General features: G+C 47.8%; 22 protein-coding genes, 6 tRNA genes and 1 pseudogene. 1 reads left to right on the top strand and 28 read right to left on the bottom strand.

Features of this window, described 5'->3' with window-relative positions:
* Nucleotide 1: 1 nt before the first annotated feature.
* The 13 genes from FNY66_RS08325 to FNY66_RS08265 all read right to left on the bottom strand — a co-directional run bounded on the left by FNY66_RS08325 (nucleotide 2) and on the right by FNY66_RS08265 (nucleotide 12,465).
* Nucleotides 2–1,054: an NAD(P)H-dependent flavin oxidoreductase gene (locus tag FNY66_RS08325; protein WP_150310829.1), complete on the bottom strand. Its 1,053-nt coding sequence runs from the start codon at nucleotides 1,052–1,054 to the stop codon at nucleotides 2–4.
* Nucleotides 1,055–1,243: 189 nt separating this feature from the next.
* Entirely contained in the window at nucleotides 1,244–2,998 is a 1,755-nt protein-coding gene (locus tag FNY66_RS08320) for an acetyl-CoA carboxylase carboxyltransferase subunit alpha (RefSeq protein ID WP_087149948.1), read from the bottom strand.
* A 190-nt stretch (nucleotides 2,999–3,188) separates the two neighbouring features.
* Nucleotides 3,189–4,526 carry an acetyl-CoA carboxylase biotin carboxylase subunit gene (locus tag FNY66_RS08315; protein ID WP_087149947.1) on the bottom strand — a complete coding sequence of 446 codons (1,338 nt, stop codon included), beginning with the start codon at nucleotides 4,524–4,526 and terminating at the stop codon, nucleotides 3,189–3,191.
* Nucleotides 4,527–4,533: 7 nt separating this feature from the next.
* On the bottom strand, nucleotides 4,534–4,965 hold the full coding sequence (fabZ, locus tag FNY66_RS08310; RefSeq protein WP_150310828.1) for a 3-hydroxyacyl-ACP dehydratase FabZ: 432 nt from the start codon (nucleotides 4,963–4,965) through the stop codon (nucleotides 4,534–4,536).
* Nucleotides 4,966–5,298: 333 nt separating this feature from the next.
* On the bottom strand, nucleotides 5,299–5,808 hold the full coding sequence (accB, locus tag FNY66_RS08305) for an acetyl-CoA carboxylase biotin carboxyl carrier protein (protein WP_150310827.1): 510 nt from the start codon (nucleotides 5,806–5,808) through the stop codon (nucleotides 5,299–5,301).
* Nucleotides 5,809–5,820: 12 nt separating this feature from the next.
* A complete protein-coding gene (gene fabF, locus FNY66_RS08300; RefSeq protein WP_150310826.1) occupies nucleotides 5,821–7,062 on the bottom strand; it encodes a beta-ketoacyl-ACP synthase II in 1,242 nt (413 codons plus the stop codon).
* A gap of 181 nt (nucleotides 7,063–7,243) precedes the next feature.
* On the bottom strand, nucleotides 7,244–7,984 hold the full coding sequence (gene fabG, locus FNY66_RS08295) for a 3-oxoacyl-[acyl-carrier-protein] reductase (RefSeq protein ID WP_150310825.1): 741 nt from the start codon (nucleotides 7,982–7,984) through the stop codon (nucleotides 7,244–7,246).
* A complete protein-coding gene (gene fabD, locus FNY66_RS08290; RefSeq protein ID WP_150310824.1) occupies nucleotides 7,978–8,898 on the bottom strand; it encodes an ACP S-malonyltransferase in 921 nt (306 codons plus the stop codon). Before fabD ends, fabG begins: the two co-directional genes overlap by 7 nt.
* Nucleotides 8,891–9,829 (bottom strand): enoyl-[acyl-carrier-protein] reductase FabK, encoded by a 939-nt coding sequence (gene fabK, locus FNY66_RS08285; RefSeq protein WP_087149941.1) that lies wholly within the window; start codon nucleotides 9,827–9,829, stop codon nucleotides 8,891–8,893. Before fabK ends, fabD begins: the two co-directional genes overlap by 8 nt.
* 35 nt (nucleotides 9,830–9,864) lie before the next feature.
* A complete protein-coding gene (locus tag FNY66_RS08280) occupies nucleotides 9,865–10,089 on the bottom strand; it encodes an acyl carrier protein (RefSeq protein ID WP_150310823.1) in 225 nt (74 codons plus the stop codon).
* 101 nt (nucleotides 10,090–10,190) lie between these two features.
* Nucleotides 10,191–11,162, bottom strand: a complete 972-nt coding sequence (locus FNY66_RS08275; protein WP_150310822.1) for a beta-ketoacyl-ACP synthase III — start codon at nucleotides 11,160–11,162, stop codon at nucleotides 10,191–10,193.
* Between the two features lie 176 nt (nucleotides 11,163–11,338).
* Nucleotides 11,339–11,902 carry a chromate transporter gene (locus FNY66_RS08270; RefSeq protein ID WP_150310821.1) on the bottom strand — a complete coding sequence of 188 codons (564 nt, stop codon included), beginning with the start codon at nucleotides 11,900–11,902 and terminating at the stop codon, nucleotides 11,339–11,341.
* Nucleotides 11,902–12,465 (bottom strand): chromate transporter, encoded by a 564-nt coding sequence (locus tag FNY66_RS08265; protein ID WP_150310820.1) that lies wholly within the window; start codon nucleotides 12,463–12,465, stop codon nucleotides 11,902–11,904. The genes FNY66_RS08270 and FNY66_RS08265 overlap by 1 nt, the downstream gene beginning before the upstream one ends.
* A gap of 223 nt (nucleotides 12,466–12,688) precedes the next feature.
* Here FNY66_RS08265 and FNY66_RS08260 point away from each other — a divergent pair, with 223 nt between their 5' ends.
* Nucleotides 12,689–13,573, top strand: coding sequence for a LysR family transcriptional regulator (locus tag FNY66_RS08260; RefSeq protein WP_150310819.1), 885 nt, complete (start codon nucleotides 12,689–12,691; stop codon nucleotides 13,571–13,573).
* Between the two features lie 19 nt (nucleotides 13,574–13,592).
* Here the strand turns inward: FNY66_RS08260 and FNY66_RS08255 are convergent, their stop codons facing one another.
* From FNY66_RS08255 to FNY66_RS08185, 15 genes and pseudogenes are all read right to left on the bottom strand, one after another.
* The gene (locus FNY66_RS08255; protein WP_150310818.1) at nucleotides 13,593–14,306 is read right to left on the bottom strand and encodes an HAD family hydrolase; all 714 of its coding nucleotides are present in this window, start codon (nucleotides 14,304–14,306) and stop codon (nucleotides 13,593–13,595) included.
* A 10-nt stretch (nucleotides 14,307–14,316) separates the two neighbouring features.
* Nucleotides 14,317–14,511: a (2Fe-2S)-binding protein gene (locus FNY66_RS08250; RefSeq protein WP_150310817.1), complete on the bottom strand. Its 195-nt coding sequence runs from the start codon at nucleotides 14,509–14,511 to the stop codon at nucleotides 14,317–14,319.
* A gap of 189 nt (nucleotides 14,512–14,700) precedes the next feature.
* Nucleotides 14,701–14,786, bottom strand: a tRNA-Leu gene (locus tag FNY66_RS08245).
* A gap of 48 nt (nucleotides 14,787–14,834) precedes the next feature.
* A tRNA-Asp gene (locus tag FNY66_RS08240) sits at nucleotides 14,835–14,908 on the bottom strand.
* A gap of 6 nt (nucleotides 14,909–14,914) precedes the next feature.
* Nucleotides 14,915–14,988 (bottom strand) — tRNA-Ile (locus tag FNY66_RS08235).
* Between the two features lie 27 nt (nucleotides 14,989–15,015).
* A tRNA-Thr gene (locus FNY66_RS08230) sits at nucleotides 15,016–15,088 on the bottom strand.
* A 131-nt stretch (nucleotides 15,089–15,219) separates the two neighbouring features.
* A tRNA-Glu gene (locus FNY66_RS08225) sits at nucleotides 15,220–15,291 on the bottom strand.
* Between the two features lie 210 nt (nucleotides 15,292–15,501).
* Nucleotides 15,502–15,867: a DUF1667 domain-containing protein gene (locus tag FNY66_RS08220; RefSeq protein ID WP_150310816.1), complete on the bottom strand. Its 366-nt coding sequence runs from the start codon at nucleotides 15,865–15,867 to the stop codon at nucleotides 15,502–15,504.
* A 2-nt stretch (nucleotides 15,868–15,869) separates the two neighbouring features.
* Nucleotides 15,870–17,135, bottom strand: coding sequence for an NAD(P)/FAD-dependent oxidoreductase (locus FNY66_RS08215; protein ID WP_150310815.1), 1,266 nt, complete (start codon nucleotides 17,133–17,135; stop codon nucleotides 15,870–15,872).
* Between the two features lie 17 nt (nucleotides 17,136–17,152).
* A complete protein-coding gene (locus tag FNY66_RS08210; RefSeq protein WP_150310881.1) occupies nucleotides 17,153–18,589 on the bottom strand; it encodes an NAD(P)/FAD-dependent oxidoreductase in 1,437 nt (478 codons plus the stop codon).
* A 40-nt stretch (nucleotides 18,590–18,629) separates the two neighbouring features.
* Nucleotides 18,630–20,126, bottom strand: coding sequence for a glycerol kinase GlpK (glpK, locus tag FNY66_RS08205; RefSeq protein ID WP_150310814.1), 1,497 nt, complete (start codon nucleotides 20,124–20,126; stop codon nucleotides 18,630–18,632).
* A 72-nt stretch (nucleotides 20,127–20,198) separates the two neighbouring features.
* Nucleotides 20,199–20,768 carry a glycerol-3-phosphate responsive antiterminator gene (locus FNY66_RS08200; RefSeq protein WP_150310813.1) on the bottom strand — a complete coding sequence of 190 codons (570 nt, stop codon included), beginning with the start codon at nucleotides 20,766–20,768 and terminating at the stop codon, nucleotides 20,199–20,201.
* A gap of 177 nt (nucleotides 20,769–20,945) precedes the next feature.
* Complete coding sequence (locus FNY66_RS08195; protein ID WP_150310812.1) at nucleotides 20,946–21,383, bottom strand: hypothetical protein; 438 nt, start codon at nucleotides 21,381–21,383, stop codon at nucleotides 20,946–20,948.
* A 262-nt stretch (nucleotides 21,384–21,645) separates the two neighbouring features.
* Nucleotides 21,646–21,765, bottom strand: a pseudogene (locus tag FNY66_RS16145) (helix-turn-helix domain-containing protein); the annotation flags it as partial.
* A gap of 95 nt (nucleotides 21,766–21,860) precedes the next feature.
* Nucleotides 21,861–21,933: transfer RNA gene (locus FNY66_RS08185), tRNA-Asn, on the bottom strand.
* Nucleotides 21,934–21,993 lie beyond the last annotated feature (60 nt).

Below are 21,993 nucleotides of genomic sequence, written 5' to 3'. Positions count from 1 at the left end.
GTCAGGCAAACAATTCCTGAACCGCTTCTCTTACAGTATCGATTTTCTGCGCTTTCCATGCTTTTGCTCCGCAGAACAACAGTCCTTCTTCAACATTCCCTTTTACCGCATTGATCAGGCCGTCTGTAATGCAGTACGGGATGTCGGCCGGGCTGCACTTCGCCAGACATCTGTGGCAGGGAGTGTGGGGAATTTTCACACCGTCCGCCACCCGCTTCATCAGCGGATTGAGGATTGCGCGCCCCGGCATTCCCACAGGGCTTTTCACAATCCGGATGTCTTCCTGCGACGCATTGATATATGCTTCTTTGTATTTGATATCAGCGTCACACTCTTCTGTAGTGACAAAACGCGTCGCCACCTGCACGCCGTCGGCTCCCAGATCCAGCACGCGCTTTACATCACTGCTGTCATAAATACCGCCTGCGACCACAACCGGAATCTCAACACCGTATTTCTCTCCGTATTTCTTTACAGTCTGTATGATACGCCGGATTTCCTCTCCGTAGGTCTCCGGTGTATACTCGGAGATCTCCTCTTTCTTAAATCCCAGATGTCCGCCGGCTTCCGGGCCCTCGATCACGACAAGATCCGCAGTTCTCTTGTACTTTCTGTCCCAGTACTTGAGGATTACATTCGCCGATTTGTCTGTCGACACAATAGGTGCGATCTTTGTCCGACTTCCCTCTGTAAGCGCCGGGAGATCCGTCGGAAGTCCTGCCCCGGATATGATAATGTCCGCCCCTGCTTTTACGGCAGCTTTTACATGGGCCGCATGTTCTTTCAGCGCAGTCATCACATTATAACCTATGATTCCGTCCGGAGAGATTGCGCGGGCTTTCTTCATCTCGCTGTCGATTGCTCTCAAATTTGCCTTCTCCGGATCTGCATCAAAATCCGCTTCCCGGTAGCCGATCTGCGCAGTTGAAATAATTCCGATACCGCCTTCTTTTGCAACTGATCCTGCCAGCCTTCCCAGGCTTATTCCTACTCCCATGCCGCCCTGGATCAGAGGTATCCGGGTAAGTTTGTCGCCAATCTTCAGATTTTTCATATTAAACCTCTTATGCTTCATATCTGTGACAGTTCAGCCCGCGCCATTCGCAAAGCCGCACTAACGTGCTTACCGCGGCCACACCGCTTCTTTGCTCATGAACTGGCGCTCAGTTCATCTGATAGTCAGTCTCCGGATTATTATGCAAGCATAAATCCGGAGACTGACATCAGATGGCTGAACTGTTACTCACATCTTACGGAATCTGTCGTAACGCCTTGCTGTCAGTTCCTCTGAACTGTACGCTGTATAGTCTGCCAGGAATGAACTGATACGTCCCTCCAGCTCTTCACAGACGGCTTCCATGTTTTCTGCATCAAAATCTTCCGGCTCGCTGATGACCTGCTCTATGATCCCGAGACGTTTCAAGTCTCCTGCCGTCAGCTTCATAACCTCTGCCGCTTCGCTTGCTCTCTTGCTGTCTTTCCAGAGGATACTTGCAAATCCTTCGGGTGAAAGTACAGAATAAACTGCATTTTCAAGCATCCACACCTCATCTGCAACCGCCATAGCGAGCGCGCCGCCGCTTCCTCCCTCGCCGATCACAACCGAGAGTACCGGCACTTTCAGTCCGGAAAGTTCAAACAGATTTCTCGCGATTGCTTCGCCCTGTCCTCTCTCCTCTGCCTCAAGTCCGCAGAACGCTCCCGGAGTATCCACAAAACAGATGACCGGGCGTCCGAACTTCTCAGCCTGTTTCATAAGGCGCAGAGCCTTCCTGTATCCGTCCGGAGATGGCATAGAGAAATTGCGGTCCAGATTCTCTTTCGTGGTCTTTCCTTTTGCCTGTGCGATCACAGTTACAGGAATACCATGGAAATATGCGATTCCACCTACAATGGCATGATCGTCCTTATAATAACGGTCTCCGTGGAATTCCATAAAGTCTGTAAACAGAGCATCAATATAGTCTGTTCCGACCGGACGGTCTTTCTTTCTGGAAATCTGTACACGGTCCCATGCGCTCAATGAATCCTTGATCTGCTCTGCCATATTCTCTGCCTGACCATTATTCTCAAATCCGGTTATTGCGTCACTTTTATCTTCTGTTTTTTCGTCTTTCTTAAAAGCTGCTTTCACTTCCGCCGCGCCAGCCGAATGGTGCATCTCAAGGATCTGGGACAGTACGTCTTTTAATTCTTCTCTCTCCACGATCCTGTCTACGAAACCGTGATCCAGAAGGAACTCAGAACGCTGAAAGCCTTTCGGCAGTTTCTGGCCGATAGTCTGCTCAATGACACGGGGGCCTGCGAACCCGATCAGTGCCTTCGGTTCTGCCAGAATAATATCTCCCAGCATGGCAAAACTTGCTGTTACACCGCCTGTCGTAGGGTCTGTCAGCACAGAGACATAGAGCTGTCCTGCATCACTGTGTTTCTTAAGAGCCGCCGACGTCTTCGCCATCTGCATCAGAGACACGATTCCCTCCTGCATGCGCGCGCCTCCGGAACATGTAAAGATAATTACCGGAAGCTTCTCCTGTGTCGCACGTTCTACAGCCCGGGCGATTTTTTCGCCAACGATCCAGCCCATGCTTGCCATCATAAACCGTCCGTCGCATACTCCCACTACTGCGGGATTTCCGTTTATCAGCACCTTTCCCGTCACGACTGCCTCATTCAGATTCGTACGCTCCTTCAGATGATGGATTTTCTCCTCATACCCTCTGAAGTCCAGAGGATTGACAAAATCCATCTCTTTATCCCACTCTTCAAAAGAGCCCTCGTCCGCGATCATCTCGATCCGTCTGTATGCGTGTACCCGGAAATATCCGTGGCATTTCGGACAAATATAGTATCCGTTCTTCACATCCTCGGCAATGATAGCCGCCCCGCACTTATTACATTTGCGCAGAAGGCCTGTCGGTACTTCCGGACGCGAATTGCGCAGGGAGATATAGTGGGATCTGCCGCTTGTTTTCTTAAACATATCTTTCAGATTCATCTGAGATTACCTCCTGATATTCTGACAAATAGTTGCAGTTCAGCCGCGCCATTCGCAAAGCCGCACTAACGTGCTTACTGCGGCTGCGCCGCTTCTTTGCTCATGAACTGGCGCTCAACTCATCTGATTGTCAGTCGACGGATTCTTATGCAAGCATAAATCCGTTGACTGACATCAGATGGCTGAACTGTTATCCCAAATTCTCAATAAACTCGATATCAATATTTCCTGATATAAAATCCGGGTGATTCAGTATCTCATACTGATAATCTACATTCGTGTCGATCCCCTCAATGATCACTTCTCCGAGAGCGCTGCGCATCTTGCGGATTGCCTCATTTCTGTTCTTGGCATGTACGATCAGCTTCGCCAGCATGGAATCATAATATGGCGGAACAGTATAGCCGCTGTAAATGGCAGCGTCAATACGTACGCCCTTTCCTCCGGGCAGATACATATCTGTGATCGTTCCCGGTGACGGGCGGAAGTTCTTCGCCGGATTCTCCGCGTTGATACGGCATTCAATGGCATGTCCCGTAATATGCACGTCCTCCTGTTTATAGCTCAGAGGTCTTCCGTCCGCGATGCGGATCTGCTCTTTGATCAGGTCAATTCCCGTCACCCACTCTGTGACAGGATGTTCTACCTGGATTCTTGTGTTCATCTCCATAAAGTAGAAATTGTTATTCTTCTCGAGCAGAAATTCAATCGTTCCTGCATTTGTATAATGTGCAGCTTTTGCCGCTTTCACCGCTGCATCTCCCATTTTCTCGCGAAGCTCCGGAGTAAGAGCGATAGACGGTGATTCTTCGATCATCTTCTGATGATTTCTCTGAATCGAACAGTCACGTTCTCCGAGATGGATCACATTTCCATGCTCATCGGCAAGTATCTGAAATTCGATATGGCGAGGATGCTGTACAAAATGTTCAATGTACATCGTATTATCGCCGAATGCCATCTGGGCTTCCTTCTGGGCTGTATTAAAGCTGCTTACAAACTCTTCCGGAGTCTGTGCCACACGCATGCCTTTTCCGCCGCCGCCAAGCGCCGCTTTTACAATGACCGGATAGCCGATCTCATCTGCGATCTTTGCGCCCTCTTCAGCGTTATAGATTGGATCTTTACTTCCCGGAATGACCGGAACACCGGCGTTTATCATCGTATTCCTTGCCTCGGATTTATTTCCCAGACTCTGAATAACCTGGGATTTCGGCCCGATAAATGTAATGTTGCACTGTTCGCACAGCTCTGCGAACCTGCTGTTCTCCGAGAGGAATCCGAATCCCGGATGAATGGCGTCCGCCCCGGAGATCACCGTGGCGCTGATGATATTCTGCATATTCAGGTAACTCTCCGAAGAGGGGGCCGGCCCGATACATACCGCCTCATCGGCAAGCTGTGTATGCAGCGCGTCGCGGTCTGCCTCCGAGTATACGGCGACTGTCTCAATCCCCATCTCACGGCACGCGCGGATGATACGCACAGCGATCTCACCGCGGTTTGCGATCAATACTTTTCCAATCATCTCTTATTTACTCCCCTACCATAAATGTCAGTTCCGCACTGACAACTACCTTTCCGTTTACATAAGCGGTCGCCTGTCCGACTCCGACAGGTCCTTTGCTTTTTATGATCTTTGTCTCAAGCTTCAGTGTATCTCCCGGCATTACCATACCCTTGAAACGGCATTTCTGAACCCCGCCGAAAAATGCAATCTTCCCCTGGTTCTCCGGCATGCTTAAGATAGCGACTGCTCCTGTCTGAGCCAGCGCCTCAAGAATCAGTACTCCCGGCATTACCGCTTTCTGCGGAAAATGTCCGCGGAAAAAGTCTTCTCTGTATGTTACTGCTTTATATCCTACCGCGTATTGTCCCGGTTCATAATCCTCGATCCTGTCAAGGAGGAGGAACGGATGTCTGTGCGGGATAATCTCCTGGATCTGTTCAACTGTTAAACTGTTCATAATATCTGCTTCCTTTCTTCCGTTCGCATACCATATGGCTGCCGCCATATGCCGCGCGCTTCGCTCGCGACGCATTGCGCCTCTTCTTACGTTCGCATACCACAGCTCGATTCCGCCGCTCCGCAGCTTCTTCTCGCTGTGTGGCTATCGCCATATGCCGCGCGCTTCGCTCGCGACGCATTGCGGCTCTTCTTTCGTCCGCATGCTACAGCTCGATTCCGCTGCTTCGCAGCTTCTTCTCGCTGTATGGCTGCCGCCATATGCTATGAAATATATTCTGCTTTTTGCAGGCAAGCCTGCACAGCAGAATAATATTTCATAGCGCATTGCGGACTAGCTTATTACAAAGAGCGGCTGGCCGAATTCTACGCCCTGGCCGTTTTCTACAAGGATTTCTTTTACAGTTCCTGTGAAATCGCTCTCAATCTCATTCATAAGTTTCATCGCCTCTACGATGGCGAGCACCTGACCTTCTTTTACGCTGTCGCCAACTTTTACATAAGGCTCTGCGTCCTCTGCCGGTGCCGCATAGAATGTTCCTACAAGAGGTGATTTCACCACATTACCTTCCGGTACGCTTTCTCCTGTTTCCTGTGCTACTGCCGGAGTCTCTGCCGGTGCAGTTACATTAGCAGCCGGAGCTGCAGCCTGTACCGGTGCCGGAGGCATCATTGCCGGCGCGATCACCGGCGCTGCCACCGGTGCGGCCGGAGCCGGAACCTGGACAATCTTATCGCTCGTTTTCTTAAGGGAAAGCTTCACTCCGTCTTCCTCGTATTTAAACTCTGTAAGCTCAGAATCTGAAACAGCTTTTACTAATTCCAATACCTGTTCAACTTTCATTACACGCACCTCTTACCCTTCATATTTTTTCAACAGCAGTGTCGCGTTATGTCCTCCAAATCCGAGTGAATTCGTCAGCACATAATTTACATCTTTCTCTACCGGAGCGCCTACCGTATAGTCAAGATCACACTCCGGATCTACATTTTCTGTTCCCACTGTCTGATGAATAAATCCGTCCAGAATACTCTTTACGCAGACTACGAACTCTACGCCGCCTGCCGCGCCGAGCAAATGTCCGATCATAGATTTTGTAGAGTTGATGGAAACATTTTTTGCAGCGTCGCCGAGCGCGAATTTAATCGCTTTCGTCTCAAACAGGTCGTTATGATGTGTGCTTGTTCCGTGAGCGTTGATGTAGTCAATCTGCTCCGGCGCCACGCCTGCTTCCTGCATTGCAAGCTTCATTGCCATTCCCGCGCCTTCGCCGTCCTCAGCCGGAGAAGTGATGTGATATGCGTCGCCTGTCGCACCATAGCCGACAAGCTCAGCGTAGATCTTTGCTCCTCTTGCCTTTGCGTGCTCCAGTTCCTCCAGCACTACAATTCCGGAGCCCTCTCCAAGGACAAATCCGTCTCTGTCTTTATCGAACGGGCGTGACGCATGCTCCGGATCGTTAGTTGTAGACAGTGCGGTCAGCGCTGTAAATCCGGCAATTCCTGTCGGGCACACCGAAGCCTCTGTGCCTCCTGCAACCATCACGTCTGCATCCCCGTACTGGATCGCGCGGAGTGCGTCTCCGATGCAGTGTGTACCTGACGCGCACGCTGTCACAACATTTGTACATTTTCCTTTCAGTCCGAGCTGGATGGAAATGTTACCTGCCGCCATGTTGGAAATCATAAGAGGAACCATAAGCGGATTCACTTTGTTCGGTCCTTTTGTCATGATCTTTTCATAATTGGTTTCTACGCACTGCAGACTTCCGATACCGGAGCCTACGATCACTCCCACTCTGTACGGATCTTCCTTCTCCATATCAATGCCGGAATCCTCAAATGCCTCTTTTGCAGCTGCGACCGCATACTGGGAAAAAGGTTCCATTCTCTTTGCAGCCTTAAAGTCCATGCGCTCCTTCGCAACGAAATCCTTCACCTCAGCCGCAATCTGCACCTTGAATTCAGAAGCATCAAACTTCGTGATCGGTCCGATCCCGACTCTGCCTTCCTTAATACCGGCCCAAAACTCATCCACCGTATTTCCGATCGGCGTAACAGCCCCCAGACCAGTCACTACAACTCTTCTCTTCTCCATATCTAAATCTATCCCTTTCCGAGACAAACACTGTGTCTGCCTCATCCATACAAAACTGTTTGACACACTCCTGCTTTTCTCAGAATCATGCGCCTCTTTCTGCATCACCTTCAACTAAAATCAAGTTCCCTTTTTCGACTGTTTAGCAGGTAACCGTATATGTCGATAAAAGGAGTTGGTTTTAGATAGCCATTCCGCCGTCTACATTAAGCACCTGTCCTGTTATATACCGTGCCCCGTCGCCTGCCAGAAATGCTGCCGCATTTGCAATATCTTCTGTCTCGCCGAATTTACCCAGCGGAATCTGTGCCACAGCGCCCTCTTTTACTTTATCGGAGAGCACTTCTGTCATCTCTGTATTGATGAATCCCGGTGCGATCGCGTTTACTGTGATCCCGCGGCTTGCAAGTTCTCTTGCCGCAGACTTTGTAAGTCCGATCACGCCCGCCTTTGACGCAGAGTAGTTTGCCTGTCCCGCATTTCCGAGCACTCCGGATACAGACGCCATATTGATGATACGTCCGCCGCGCTGTTTGATCATCTGGCGCGCTACGAAACGGATACAGTTGAATGTTCCTTTCAGGTTTGTATCGAGAACTGCGTCATAATCTTCCTCCGTCATCTTCATGAGCAGCCCGTCTCTCGTGATACCTGCATTATTTACGAGGATATCTACTCTGCCGAATGTTGCGATGATCTCTTTGAACATTTCTTCGCAGGCATGAAAATCAGACACATTGCACTGTCTGATGTCGGCCGTTCCGCCGTTCTCCTCAATCTCCTTTTTCACTTCCTCAGCGCGCTCTTTCGATCCATTGTAATTGATCACAACTGCAGCGCCCTCGGATGCAAGTTTTATGGCGATTGCTCTTCCGATTCCTCTGGAAGCGCCTGTTACTACAGCAACTTTTCCATTTAACATAATTCACTTACCACCTTGTCTACATCTTCCCATGTACCGACATTGTACACTTTCACGTCACGGCTGATCTTGCGCATAAATCCTGCCAGTGTTCTGCCCGGCCCGATCTCTACGAATGTATCCACTCCGTCAGCGATCATATTTTCCACGCTTTGCTGCCAGCGCACAGATGATGCCACCTGTTTTGCCAGAAGCGCTTTTGTCTCAGAGATGTCTGTTACATACTCTGCCGTTACATTTGTCACATAAGGGATCTCAAGCTCGGAGAGCTGTACACCTGCGAGCACCTGTCCCAGTTCTCTTCCTGCTTCTTCCAGCATCGGAGAGTGGAACGGTCCGCTTACATTCAACGGCATAACCCGCTTTGCCCCGGCAGCTTTCAGCTCTTCCGAAGCCTTCTCAACGCTCTCTTTCCATCCAGTGATAACGATCTGTCCCGGGCAGTTGTAATTGGCGATCGTAACGCCTTCGATCGGATCAACGACTTTCTCGATATCCTCGCCTTTCATGCCCAGCACTGCCGCCATCGTACCTTTTCCGCCCGGCACTGCATTCTGCATAAGGATACCTCGCTTTCTCACTGTGGTGATGGCGTCCTCTGTGCTCATACCTCCTGCAGATGCGATCGCGCAGTACTCGCCGAGGCTTAATCCTGCTGTCACGTCAGCTTTCAGTCCGCGTTCTCTCAATACGTGTTCCATTGCCATACAGACAGTCACGAGCGCCGCCTGGGTATACTCTGTCTGGTCCAGTTTGTCATTCTCTTCAAAGCATAATGCTTTCATATCTATATCCAGCAGTTCCGTCGCCTTATCGATGACTTTCCTTGCTGTTTCACTCTGTTCATAAAAATCTTTGCCCATTCCGGCTTTCTGTGCTCCCTGTCCCGGGAACATAAATGCGATCTTACTCATAGAAACCTTTGCCTCCGATCAGGTCATCTGTCTCTTTTACAAGTTTCTGGATCAGGTCATGACATGACATCTTCTCTTTGACCATACCTGCTATCTGTCCTGCCATCACGCTTCCCGTCTTCACATCACCGTCTACGACAGCACGTCTTAAGCCTCCGAGAGTCAGATGCTCAAGCTCTTCAAATGAAGCGCCTTCCTGCTCTTTCTGTAAGTATTCTTTTGTCATCTGGTTTCTCAGGGCACGTACCGGATGTCCTGTCGAACGTCCTGTCACTCTTGAGTCGATATCTCTTGCCTTGATGATCATATCTTTATAATTTTCATGAACCTGAGATTCATTCGTAACCACGAAGTGAGTTCCCATCTGTACACCCTGGGCGCCAAGCATAAATGCCGCCGCGATTCCTCTTCCGTCGGCAATACCGCCCGCTGCGATGACCGGGATATTCACTGCATCTACGACCTGCGGTACAAGTACCATTGTCGTATTCTCACCGATGTGTCCGCCCGCCTCGGTTCCCTCTGCAACAAGTGCGTCGGCTCCGCATCTCTCCATACGCTTTGCAAGCGCAACAGATGCGATAACCGGGATCACCTTGACTCCGGCTTCTTTCCACATCTTCATGTATTTCTCCGGAGAACCCGCGCCTGTCGTAACAACTTTCACGCCTTCCTCCACGATAACTTTTGCCACATCGTCCGCATACGGACTCATAAGCATGATGTTCACTCCAAATGGCTTGTCAGTGAGTTTCTTCGCCTCTCTGACCTGTTCACGCACCCAGTCAGCCGGCGCACTCGCAGCACCGATCAGTCCCAAGCCGCCGGCTTCGGATACGGCGGCTGCAAGATGATACTCAGCAACCCAGGCCATTCCTCCCTGAATGATCGGATATTCAATTCCTAATAATTCGGTTACTTTTGTTTTCATACTCTACAACCTTTCTTTCTCTAAAAAATTAAGTCTTATTTGTGTGCCTCAAGATATTTTACCACATCGCCGATCGTGTTGATCTGCTCCAGATCCTCAGACGGGATCTCAACTTCGAACTCTTCCTCGAATGCCATTACCATTTCAAACAGATCCAGGGAATCCGCTCCAAGATCATCTTTGAAAGATGTCTCCTCTGTAAGTGTGTCAACGTCTGCATTTAATGACTCTGCTACGATTTCTTTGATCTTCTCTAACATGGTTTCTCTTTTCCTTTCTTTTTTGAAAATATTTTTCCCTTTGGAAATTGTATCGCCCCGCCATGCGGAGAGAATGTATTGTAATCCGGCATTGCCGGAAATTACCACTCAAACAGGCTGGCCGCCCAGGTAAGTCCTGCGCCGAATCCTGCCATCATAATCTTCTGGCCTTTTCTGAACATTCCTTTTCGGTTCATCTCATCGATGAGGATAGGTACAGTCGCCGCCGATGTATTTGCATACTCCTCGAGATTCATCGGGAATTTCGATATATCTGTCTTTAATCTCTTTGCGACTGCCTCGATGATTCTTCGGTTCGCCTGATGGAGAACAAAATAATCAATCTCATCAAGTGACTTTCCCGATTCTTCCAGAACCTCTTCTATAATTTCAGGTACTTTACGGACAGCGAACTTAAACACGCCCTGACCGTCCATATGGATATAAGATTCTTTCACTGCGCCGGGCTCCAGCTCTTTTTCCCAGTTCTTCCGATGTCTGCTTAACCCTGTCAGCGCCGGGCCTTTCACACCGTCCGAATGCGCCGCCATATGTACCGGGCTTCCTTCTTCCGCTCTCAGAAGAGCTGCTCCTGCTCCGTCGCCGAACAGAATGCATGTACTTCTGTCTGTCCAGTCGATCATATTGCTCATACTGTCCGCGCCGATCACCATAACCGTCCGGCACAGTCCCGCGCTTATGTAAGCCTGTGCAGTATTAAAAGCAAGGACAAATCCCGTACATGCCGCGTTCAGATCATATCCGACCGCGCGCGATGCACCGATCATCTTCTGCACTTCACATGCAGCACATGGAAAAACTGTCTCAGATGATGAAGTCGCTACAAGGATCATATCAATCTCCTCCGGATCGATCCCGCTCTGTTCCACGGCACGCAGCGCAGCCTGCCCCGCCATGTAGGAGGTTGTCTCTTCGCCGATAATGTGACGTTTTCCGATCCCGGTTCTCTCCCGTATCCACTCGTCGTTCGTATCCACGATTTTAGACAGATCGTCATTGTCCATCACGTGCGGAGGTACGTAAGAGCCGGTTCCACATATTTTTCCAACCATTTCTATTCTCCAAATCTCTCAAATTTACTTTGAGTCTTAAATACTTTGACTCTCAAAGTATATCACACTGATATCATTTGTCAATATATTTTCGTAATAAATACGTAACAATTAACGGCAGTCAAACCCGCTCAGAAAAGCAGGCTTAACTGCCGCCGATAAGCAGTACCGCGCGCTTACAGCGGCAGTAAAGATACTCCCGCTTTTGCCACGCCCGCAAGCACCATGACAAGGATAGGATTCATCTTGAACTTTCGAAGCAGAACAACACATACAATGAAAATAATAACCAGCGTCCAGTTTATCCCCGCAAGTGAAATCAGCTCTGCACTCCCCCAGAACGCGGTGATCAGCACTGAAATTCCTGCCGAAGCGATCATTGCCACTACCGCGGGACGAAGAGAATTGAGCACCCCCTGCAGCATGCTCATATTGCGGTACTTGAGATACAGTTTGGCAATAAGCATAACAATAATGCATGAAGGCAGTATACATCCCACTGTGGACACAAGCGCTCCCGGGATTCCCGCAATCTTAATTCCTACAAATGTTGCAGAATTGATTGCGATCGGTCCCGGGGTCATCTGTGATATTGTGATCAGATCCGTAAACTCCGCCATACTCAGCCAGCTGTGGGAGGAGACTACCTGTTCCTGAATAAGCGGCATTGCCGCATATCCGCCCCCGAAGCTGAAAAGTCCGATCTTCAAAAAACTCCAGAACAGTTCCAGATAGATCATTATTTACTCCTCCTCTCATTTACCAAAGTTCTCACAACGCCGATCAGCAGACATACGATTACAATATAGACAACATTAATTCCTAAAATACAGGATGCGATAAATGCTCCGATCATAATGATAATGGAACCTGTATTTTTCCCTTTTACGATTCCTTCCCCCATCTCAAAAACAACCGCCGCAATGACCGCTCCCACACCTGCCTGCATTCCTTCCAGGAGCTGTGCGATAATGTAATTTTCCCGGAATGCATTATAAAACACCGAGATCAGCGAGATAATAAGGAATGGCGGAATGACCGTCCCCACAATAGCGACAAGCGCGCCGATCACCCCTGCAAGTTTATATCCCACCACGATCGCACCGTTTACCGCAATCGCCCCCGGAGAAGACTGAGCGATGGCCACCAGATCCAGCATCTCGTCCTCTTCGATCCAGTGACACTCATCCACAAATTTTTTCTTCATCAGCGTCACAATCACATATCCCCCGCCGAATGTAAATGCGCTCAGATACAAGGTCGACACAAACAATTTCAGTAAGACTTCTTTTTTGCTTCTCATACTCTCTCCTTCGTCTCTGTTCCCGGACTTCCTAAGTACATTTTATCCGAAATATTATTATAGAAGTTTTCTCTCCGCTTTTAAGTATATTCGCGCTTGATTCATATGTAAAATAGTATTATTCTATAAAATATATAATATTTTTAATATATATAATCATAAACTTGAAATTTATGTTTCCGACTTACTTTTAACACCTTGTTTTATTGAAAGGAAATCCATTATGACACTCCGGCACATGCGGATTTTTGTATCCGTATTTCAGAAAAACAGCATTACAAAAGCCGCGCAGGAACTGCATCTTGCCCAGCCCTCGGTCAGCCTTGCCATAAAGGAACTGGAAGAATATTACGGAATACGCCTGTTCGACCGGATCGGCAGGCATATCGCCCCGACGGAATGCGGAGAAGAATTCTATGAATATGCCGTCCACATCGTCTCTCTCTTTGATGAGATAGAAAAAAAGATGCGCAACTGGGACGCTTTCGGCACGCTCCGCGTCGGCGCCAGCATAACCATCGGCACCCATATTCTGCCGGTCCTGATCCACAGATATCAGGAGAAATTCCAAAATCTCACGATTGAAGTCAAAGTCAGCAAGTCATCCTCGGTAGAAGATGATCTCATTCACAGCTCTATTGATCTTGGACTGATTGAGACACAGCCTTCACATCCGGATCTGCGTGCCGTTCCGTTTATGAAAGACAGCATGTGCGCTATCGTTCCGCCCGATCACCCGCTCATCTCTTCAGAGTCAGTATCTCTCGCCGAACTTGCCCGTTTTCCTTTCCTTATGCGGGAAAAGGGCAGCGCCGGACGTGAACTCCTCGATGCCGGCTTCTCCCTGCACCAGATTTCTGTCCGTCCGAGGTGGGAGAGCACAAGCACACAGGCAATCGTAAAAGCCGTCGCTGAGGGGCTCGGTGTGGCAGTTCTTCCCTGCCTGCTTGTTAAAAAGGACATCGAGGAAGGAACTGTCCGGCAGATTCCTCTTGAACAGCCGATTGAGCGTGATCTGAACATCATCTATCACAAGAGCAAATTTCTGACAGATAATATGAAGTCATTTATAGATCTCTGCAAAAAATACGGAAAGCCTGTTGATTAGGCTTCCCGTTTTCCATACTCTATAATGTTTCGATAAATTCAAGCAGCTCATTCAGAGTTCCTGTGTATTCCGAGTCAATCGGAAGATTCTTTTTATTTTCCATCGTATCGGTCACAAGATATGTCTTGACGCCGAGCGTTCTGACAGAAAGATCCTCTCCCACATCATTGCCCACCATCAGACACTCCGACGGATCGAGCCGGAATTGTTCGAGAATATTCCTGAAATACTCAGGATTAGGCTTACAGTATGTACATGTCTCATATGTGGTGATCACTTTAAAATCCTGTGCGTCCAATCCTGCCCACCGGATACGATTGAGCGTAGCACACCGCGGAAATACCGGGTTGGTGGCAAGATACGTCTCGAATCCTCGCTCTTTCGCTCTTTTTACAATCTGATCTGATACGGGGGTCGGCTTCGTCGTGCACACTGCCTTGTTAAACTCGTTTTCATAAAACTTCAGCGCAATACTTTCCGACTCTTCCGCCGACAATGGCAGCTCCGGCTCCATATAACTCCAGAAAGCTTCCCGGTTCGTCCGGCTCCCGTCATTTTTCACCATTGCCTCATAGCCAGCCCACACAGCGCCGATAAATTTCTTCGGATCGACAGATACGCCCTCGTTTATATAGGACTGGGCGAGCAGCGGCATATAATATTTTACAAATTCATCCTGCACCATAGGTAGCAGGGTCCCGTCGAGATCAAATAATATATGTCTGATACTCATATCCGGCTGATTATCCCATCATGATCTCTGAAATAGCGTCCATGATCTTGTCATGACATCCGCCGCATCCAGTAGAACAATGTGTGATTTTCTGTACTTCGTCAAACGCAGAGAGAACATCATCGAATTTATCCATCTGATGCAGTGCATTCTCCACATCTGCATAAGATACCTGCTTGCAATTACAAATCATTCCTGTACTCATCTTTTCTGTCTCCTTTCAAAACAAATATGTATCTTAAATTACCCACAGCTACATCATATACCAAACAGACAGAAAAAGCAATTTCCGTGTGTTCTGTTCCATGTCAGTTATCCATTGAAATTATTCCCATCAGCCCGATTTTCCAGAAAAAAGGAAAGACCGAAACAGATTGCTTCAGTCTTTTTCCAATGCCGCAGGCCGGGGTCGAACCGGCACGGGTATTACTACCCACGGGATTTTAAGTCCCGGGCGTCTGCCAATTCCGCCACTGCGGCAGCTATAAAATTGTCATCTCTTAACAGATATTGTTCCGATAAGAGAAACGACCCAGAAGAGACTCGAACTCTCGACCTCCGCCGTGACAGGGCGGCGCTCTAACCAACTGAGCCACTGGGCCATAAAATGGACCTTCGGGGACTCGAACCCAGGACCGACCGGTTATGAGCCGGTTGCTCTAACCAACTGAGCTAAAGGTCCAAAAATAATCTGTTCCCGAAGGAACAAAGCCGATGATCGGACTCGAACCGATAACCTGCTGATTACAAATCAGCTGCTCTGCCAATTGAGCCACATCGGCATATTTACTTACCGAGCAGCTGATTTGTAATCAGCGCTCTGCCTGCGATTGACGTGGTCAATCTTAATGAATTGAGCCACATCGGCATATTTACTTACCGAGCAGCTGATTTGTAATCATATCTGCTCAAATGACCCCGACGGGAATCGAACCCGTGTTACCGCCGTGAAAGGGCGATGTCTTAACCGCTTGACCACGGGGCCAAAATATATCAAACAATACGCTGCCACTTCTAGCAGCGCTTTATATCATAGCATAAGAGCAGCTATTTTGCAAGCATTATTTGCATGAAACAAGTATATCCTTGAGTATAACTCTCTAAACGGTTTAAAGCTGCAAACCTTTCCATTTACAGCTTTAAACAATTTTCCAATATATCATCCTGTTTCTTAAAAGCAAGAGACTTCATCCGTTCATTTTCTCTCAACATTCTTGGTAGCAACAATATCAACGCCTGTGCCGGCGGCGTCCGGTAAGATCACATCTCCGATATGTACGGGTGCTTCCACTTCCACGCCTTTCAATGATTTTATACAGTCAAATATCTTTTCTTTCGGAATATCCTCCCTCGTCTTTACTGAAACCATATCAGCTTTTCCACCGATCACCTTTACCGTAGATGTTACGATTCTCGTAGGATTTGTCACTTCCTTGCGGGCATATACGTCCCCCTTCTTGCAGGTATTACCTGTCACGCTCAAGACTTCACTCCCGTCCATCTCCACAGTGATCTGACATCCCATCGGGCAGCTGATACACGTCAAATTTCTGATTTCCATCTTTATGCCTCCTCTATCTTCACTGTGACCGTCTTAAGATCAGGGTATTTTAGAAGCTGTTCCTTCGTCAGTTTAATCTCTTCCATCTCTCCCGGCGCCACGATCTGACGTTTTCTGTGAATAACACGCTCATCATCAAAATAAGCGCTCACATAGCAGTTTTTAAATACTGCTCCAACGCGGAAACGTACGGTCAGATTCTCATCCATTCGCGCGGTGTTGATCGACACCGGAACAGTGTAGCGTACTCCGTCCGCCGGATTCAGCCGTATTTCCTGCCCGCCATCCGTTTGCCGTTCTCCCTTGACATACGCTACCGCATTCTTTCCTGCTGTTCCTGCCTCTTCGGAAACGAAATCCACCAGATCATGTACATGTAATACATTACCGCAGGCAAAAACGCCTTCAATATTTGTTTCCAGGCTCTCATTCACGACCGGTCCCGATGTCACCCCGCTCATCTCCACTCCCATGCCTCTGGAAAGCTCATTTTCCGGAATAAGCCCTACCGAGAGGAGCAGGGTATCGCATGAATATTCCTCCTCGGTTCCCGGTATCGGTTTTCCCGTCTTATCAACCTCGGCAAGAGTCACTCCCTCAAGCCGTTCTTTTCCTTTGATATCCACAACAGTATGGCTGAGCTTGAGCGGAATTCCATAATCGTCCAGACACTGGACGATATTCCTCTTCAATCCACCGGAATATGGCATCAGCTCGGCGACAACCTTGACCTTTGCTCCTTCCAGTGTCATTCGCCGTGCCATGATCAGTCCGATATCTCCGGAGCCCAGAATAACAACCTCCCGTCCCGGCATAAGCCCTTCCATATTAACTAGTCTCTGGGCCGTGCCCGCGGAATAGATACCTGCCGGGCGGTACCCCGGAATATTCAGGGCGCCTCTGGACCGCTCCCGGCATCCCATTGCAAGGATAACAGCCTTTGCCCGGATTTCAAAAAGTCCTTCCTCACGGTTCATGGCAGTGACTACTTTCTTCCGGCTGATATCCATTACCATTGTATTTAATCTGTATTCAATCTCAAGTTCTTTTGCCTGATCAATAAATCTCTGTGCGTATTCCGGGCCGGTCAGTTCCTCTTTGAAAGTATGAAGTCCGAACCCGTTGTGAATACACTGATTCAGAATCCCGCCCAGTTCCTTGTCTCTCTCCAGTATCAGAATACTCTCTATCCCGTTCCTTTTCGCCGAGACAGCAGCCGCAAGACCTGCCGGACCGCCTCCGATGATGACAATATCATAGTTTTTCATGTCCGAAGCCTTCCTTTCTATAATGTGTCTTTATTAGTGCCGACAACAAGTCTGGACTTTCCGCCGGATTTCGTGATATCAGCCATACTCACATGTAGCTCACGGGCCAGGATTTCCATTGTTCTCGGGGAACAGAATCCCGACTGGCAGCGTCCCATTCCCGCCCTCGTTCTCCGTTTTACCCCGTCCAGAGACCGTGCGCCCAGCGGGCGGCGTATTGCATCCAGAATTTCACCCTCAGTGATCATCTCGCACCGGCAGATGATATTGCCATAGGCCGGTTCCCGTTGAATCAATTCAGCACGTTCTTCTCTGGTCAGCGTATCCGGATCAAGAATTCCTTTTCTTGTTGCGATAAAATTATCTTTCTTCTCGAGCCCCAGCTTTTCCTGTAAAATCCCGGCAACCATCTCCCCGATCGCCGGACAGCTTGTAAGTCCCGGCGATTCAATTCCTGCACAGTCGATAAAACCTCTTGCATCCTCCGGCTCTCCAATGATAAACTCCGTACCGTCCTCATGGGCCCGCAGTCCGGCAAACGATGTAATAACCTGACGCATGGGAAGATTTTTTACATTCTGTCCCGCCTTTGTAATAACTTCATCCAGTCCCTCTCGGGTCGTATTTGTCCCCTCTTTATTTTCAATATCAATAGCCGTTGGTCCGACCAGAAGATTGCCGTGTACAGTAGGGGTAACCAGCACACCTTTTCCATACTTTGTAGGAAGAGAAAAGATAGTTCTGCTGACATGCGTTCCCGCACTTTTATCCAGCAGACAGTAATCCCCCCTTCTGGGTGTAATATGGATCTTCTTTTCGCTTACCATATTGTGAAATTTGTCCGCATAGACGCCGGCCGCATTAACTACATATTTTGTGCGGAAGGTTCCCTGATTTGTACAAAGCTCATATCCCCCGTCGATTTTCCGTATATTCTGAACCTCAGTGTTAAACCGGAATTCAATCCCGTTTGTATATGCATTTTCCGCCAGTGCGATATTCAGGTTAAATGGACATACAATTCCGGCAGTCGGAGCATACAGTGCCGCATACACATTGTCGGTAATATTGGGCTCCATCTCCAGAACTTCTTCCCTGTTTAATATCTTCAGGCCTTTCACGCCATTTGCGATCCCCTTGTCATAGAGCTTCTGCAGTCCCGGCATCTCCTCCTCGCTCAGACAGATAACAAGCGATCCGATCCTCTGAAATGGGAAATCCAGATCTTTGGACAGCTGTTCCATCATCTCATTGCCCCGTACATTGAGCTTTGCCATCAGGGAGCCCGGTTCCGCATCATATCCTGCATGCGCGATCGCGCTGTTTGCCTTGGATGTTCCGCAGCAGACATCCTCCTCTTTTTCCAGTACGCATGCCCTGACTTTATATCGGGACAGTTCTCGGGCCGATGCAGCACCGGATACTCCTCCGCCGATTATGATCACATCATACATATCAGTCATTTCTCCCTTCATTATCTTCTCACAGCAGTTTTCAGTCCTCTTTTGCCCATCCGTAAGCATATTTTACCGCTTTGTTCCATCCTTTGATCTTGCGCAGTCTCTCTTCCTCACTGATAGACGGGCTGAATGTCCGGTCAATCTTCCAGTTCCTGATCACATCCTGTTTATCCGCCCAGTATCCCACTGCAAGTCCCGCCAGATAAGCAGCGCCCATTGCAGTTGTTTCAACACATTGAGGCCGGTTCACCGGCGCGTTGATAATATCAGCCTGTGTCTGCATCAGGAAGTCATTTGCACTTGCTCCTCCGTCAACCTTAAGTGATGACAGCCTAATCCCCGAATCTGCTTTCATCGCTTCCAGAACGTCGTTCACCTGGTACGCTATAGACTCAAGCGTTGCACGGATAATATGGTATTTATTAACGCCTCTTGTGATTCCTACTATTGTTCCCCTCGCATACTGATCCCAGTGCGGAGCGCCAAGTCCGGTAAACGCAGGGACAACATAACATCCGTTTGTATCCTTTTCCTTCTTTGCCATATACTCGGAATCTGCAGCCGAGTCGATCAGCCTCATCTCATCCCGCAGCCACTGTACGGCAGCGCCTGCCACAAATATAGACCCTTCCAGTGCATAATTAACTTTTCCGTCCAGCCCCCAGGCAATGGTAGTGACAAGTCCGTTCTTGGAGAATACCGGCGTTTCACCTGTGTTCATAAGAAGGAAGCATCCCGTACCGTATGTATTCTTTGCCTCCCCCGGCATAAAACATGTCTGTCCGAAAAGTGCTGCCTGCTGATCTCCCGCCGCACCGGCAATAGGGATTGGTCCGCCCAGAAATGAAGGATCTGCTTCACCGTATATACAGCTGGACGGTTTTGGCTCCGGCAGCATGCATTTCGGAATATTAAGTTCCTTCAGGATCTCGTCATCCCATTCCAGTGTATTAATATTAAACAGCATGGTTCTGGAAGCATTAGAATAGTCTGTTACGTGTACCTCACCTTTGGTAAGCTTCCAGATCAGCCATGTCTCGACTGTTCCGAACAGAAGATCTCCGTTTTCTGCTTTTTCCCGTGCGCCCGGCACGTTATCGAGGATCCATTTTATTTTTGTAGCTGAAAAATAAGCGTCGATCACAAGTCCTGTTTTCGCCCTGAATTTTTCTGTCAGCCCCTTTTCTATCAGTGAGTCGCAGTATTCTGATGTCCTGCGGCACTGCCAGACAATAGCGTTGTAGACCGGTTCGCCAGTATTTTTATCCCATACGATTGCTGTTTCTCTCTGATTCGTAATCCCGATCGCCGCGATATCTTCCGCAGTAGCCGAAATCATGTTCATAGCTTCCACAGCCACACCGAGCTGACTTGCCCAGATCTCGTCGGCATCATGCTCTACCCAGCCCGGTTTCGGAAAATGCTGCTTGAACTCCCGCTGAGCTACGCTGCACATTTCCCCCTTTTCATTGAACAGGATACAACGGTTGCTCGTTGTCCCTGCATCCAGAGCCATCACATACTTTGCCATAATAACTTCCTCCTTCGCGTTTGCCTCATTTTAATATATCAGCGTCTGCTCCATACACAGACCATATATTTTTCACATCACCCATACATCCTGATTTGTAGATGATACACAAATTGCACCGGCCGAAAGTGCTGCCATCACGGATTTCTTATCTGTGATCAGCCCGCCTGCAATAATCGGTATTCTTGAAGTCTGAGATATCTTTCTGATGATCTCGGGCATAAGACCCGGAAGAATCTCTATCACGTCCGGTCTTACACCGCTCTGCTGTGACCTCACGTTTTCCAGCGCCATAGAATCAATCAGAAAATATCTCATTACGGTAAACAAAGACAGCTCTCTGCCTCTCCTGATCAGAGCCGGTTTTGTTGAGATAATACCGTCAGCTTCTGTGTTATTTTTAATGAAGTCGACCGCAATCTCCCTGGAATTGAGTCCGCCGATAAGATCGACATGGACAACTGCCATCTGTCCTGCCGATTTCACCCTGCTGACAATATCCGGTATAGTACAGATGTCGCCAAAAAGGATAAATACAACTTTAATGTCTTCTAAGTGACAGCATTTTTCCAGTCCATCCAGATCTTTAACCGCTGCAATCACCGGGTTACTTTCAAACATGTCATAAAATCTCTGATCCATTATAGTCCTCACTTACCAATAAATTTTGCAATAAAAAGAGAGCAAACGAAAAACAACATTTCTGTTGTCCCGTTGCTCTCCCGTCTCAGCTATCGCTTTTCAATTATATAAATTTTATCATACTGCACAATATTTTACAAGTAGAACGGAGGATTTTCTCTTAAATGCCCATTATAATTATTTATCTTCCGCCGCTTCAATTATTTTGTTTGACGCCTCTTGATTTTCTTGTCTTATTTCGCCTATTGTTCTATCGGCAAAGGCATCATCCGTCGACTGAACTGTTGGATCTGAAAGGTAAACCGAAGCATACGCTTCATAAAAACGCTTTGTAGTATCTGTTAAGTCAGAAAAATCAGAAAAGCAAAACTCATTTAAAAATTCTGCATATTCTTCAGTATCCCGTTTTATGCCCATATCATGTTCATCTATGTATTGATCAATGTCTTCCCCTATTTGTTCAATCGTAACGTCATAAGAGAATGTTTCCGGCAATGAACTGTTATAGTATCCGGATGTTCCATTATCCGCTTTCTCTGTTTCCTTTGCACATCCAGTTAACATCAAACCCAAAACACATATTACAGCTGACAAAATTGATAGTTTTCGTTTCATATTAATATTCCCTTCTAATTACATACTCCATTGAACATTACATGAGTATAATATCACAATATCAGCGTATTTTTATATTTCGCATAATCTTCTTTTACTTTCTCTATTTTATACAATAATACTATAACAATTTTGTGTAATTTTTAAAATACAGCTTTGTCGTGCTCTTCCATATATTCAAATACCTTTTTATCACATTTTGATTTTTTATACCACCCAATGCCTATCATTAAAAGTCCAACAAAAATTATTACCGTTCTTATTATTGAATTGGGGGAAAACAGACAAGATATAACAAGTCCAGTACCTGCAGGTCAGGATCGCTTTTCTCATTTTCCCAATTTGAAACAGTTTGTCGAGTAACATGAAATAATCTCCCAAATTCCTCTTGTGATCAATAAGAGAAATTTAGTGATTTATTTCTGATTTATAAAAAAGAAAACCCCATATCACATATGTAACATGAGGTTTTACAAGCTCCCCCTGTTGGACTTGAACCAACGACACTTCGGTTAACAGCCGAATGCTCTACCGACTGAGCTAAGGAGGAATATTAAATTAAATGAAGTATACCTTCAAAACTACATACAAAGAATCAATCATCCATCTT

It is taken from the genome of Mediterraneibacter catenae (genome assembly GCF_008691045.1).
Lineage (GTDB): Bacteria > Bacillota > Clostridia > Lachnospirales > Lachnospiraceae > Mediterraneibacter > Mediterraneibacter ornithocaccae.
This window is presented reverse-complemented; position numbering and strand designations above follow the sequence as displayed.

Coding starts and splice junctions, on each gene's coding strand:
- FNY66_RS08315 (WP_087149947.1), bottom strand. CDS start 4,526: ATGATTGGAAAAGTATTGATCGCAAACCGCGGTGAGATCGCTGTGCGT.
- FNY66_RS08195 (WP_150310812.1), bottom strand. CDS start 21,383: ATGAAACGAAAACTATCAATTTTGTCAGCTGTAATATGTGTTTTGGGT.
- fabZ (WP_150310828.1), bottom strand. CDS start 4,965: ATGAACAGTTTAACAGTTGAACAGATCCAGGAGATTATCCCGCACAGA.
- FNY66_RS08210 (WP_150310881.1), bottom strand. CDS start 18,589: ATGTATGATGTGATCATAATCGGCGGAGGAGTATCCGGTGCTGCATCG.
- FNY66_RS08255 (WP_150310818.1), bottom strand. CDS start 14,306: ATGAGTATCAGACATATATTATTTGATCTCGACGGGACCCTGCTACCT.
- accB (WP_150310827.1), bottom strand. CDS start 5,808: ATGAAAGTTGAACAGGTATTGGAATTAGTAAAAGCTGTTTCAGATTCT.
- FNY66_RS08320 (WP_087149948.1), bottom strand. CDS start 2,998: ATGAATCTGAAAGATATGTTTAAGAAAACAAGCGGCAGATCCCACTAT.
- FNY66_RS08325 (WP_150310829.1), bottom strand. CDS start 1,054: ATGAAAAATCTGAAGATTGGCGACAAACTTACCCGGATACCTCTGATC.
- FNY66_RS08280 (WP_150310823.1), bottom strand. CDS start 10,089: ATGTTAGAGAAGATCAAAGAAATCGTAGCAGAGTCATTAAATGCAGAC.
- fabF (WP_150310826.1), bottom strand. CDS start 7,062: ATGGAGAAGAGAAGAGTTGTAGTGACTGGTCTGGGGGCTGTTACGCCG.
- FNY66_RS08220 (WP_150310816.1), bottom strand. CDS start 15,867: ATGGAAATCAGAAATTTGACGTGTATCAGCTGCCCGATGGGATGTCAG.
- FNY66_RS08215 (WP_150310815.1), bottom strand. CDS start 17,135: ATGAAAAACTATGATATTGTCATCATCGGAGGCGGTCCGGCAGGTCTT.
- fabD (WP_150310824.1), bottom strand. CDS start 8,898: ATGAGTAAGATCGCATTTATGTTCCCGGGACAGGGAGCACAGAAAGCC.
- fabG (WP_150310825.1), bottom strand. CDS start 7,984: ATGTTAAATGGAAAAGTTGCTGTAGTAACAGGCGCTTCCAGAGGAATC.
- FNY66_RS08200 (WP_150310813.1), bottom strand. CDS start 20,768: ATGGATCAGAGATTTTATGACATGTTTGAAAGTAACCCGGTGATTGCA.
- fabK (WP_087149941.1), bottom strand. CDS start 9,829: ATGAAAACAAAAGTAACCGAATTATTAGGAATTGAATATCCGATCATT.
- FNY66_RS08275 (WP_150310822.1), bottom strand. CDS start 11,162: ATGGTTGGAAAAATATGTGGAACCGGCTCTTACGTACCTCCGCACGTG.
- glpK (WP_150310814.1), bottom strand. CDS start 20,126: ATGGCAAAGTATGTGATGGCTCTGGATGCAGGGACAACGAGCAACCGT.
- FNY66_RS08265 (WP_150310820.1), bottom strand. CDS start 12,465: ATGAGAAGCAAAAAAGAAGTCTTACTGAAATTGTTTGTGTCGACCTTG.
- FNY66_RS08260 (WP_150310819.1), top strand. CDS start 12,689: ATGACACTCCGGCACATGCGGATTTTTGTATCCGTATTTCAGAAAAAC.
- FNY66_RS08250 (WP_150310817.1), bottom strand. CDS start 14,511: ATGAGTACAGGAATGATTTGTAATTGCAAGCAGGTATCTTATGCAGAT.
- FNY66_RS08270 (WP_150310821.1), bottom strand. CDS start 11,902: ATGATCTATCTGGAACTGTTCTGGAGTTTTTTGAAGATCGGACTTTTC.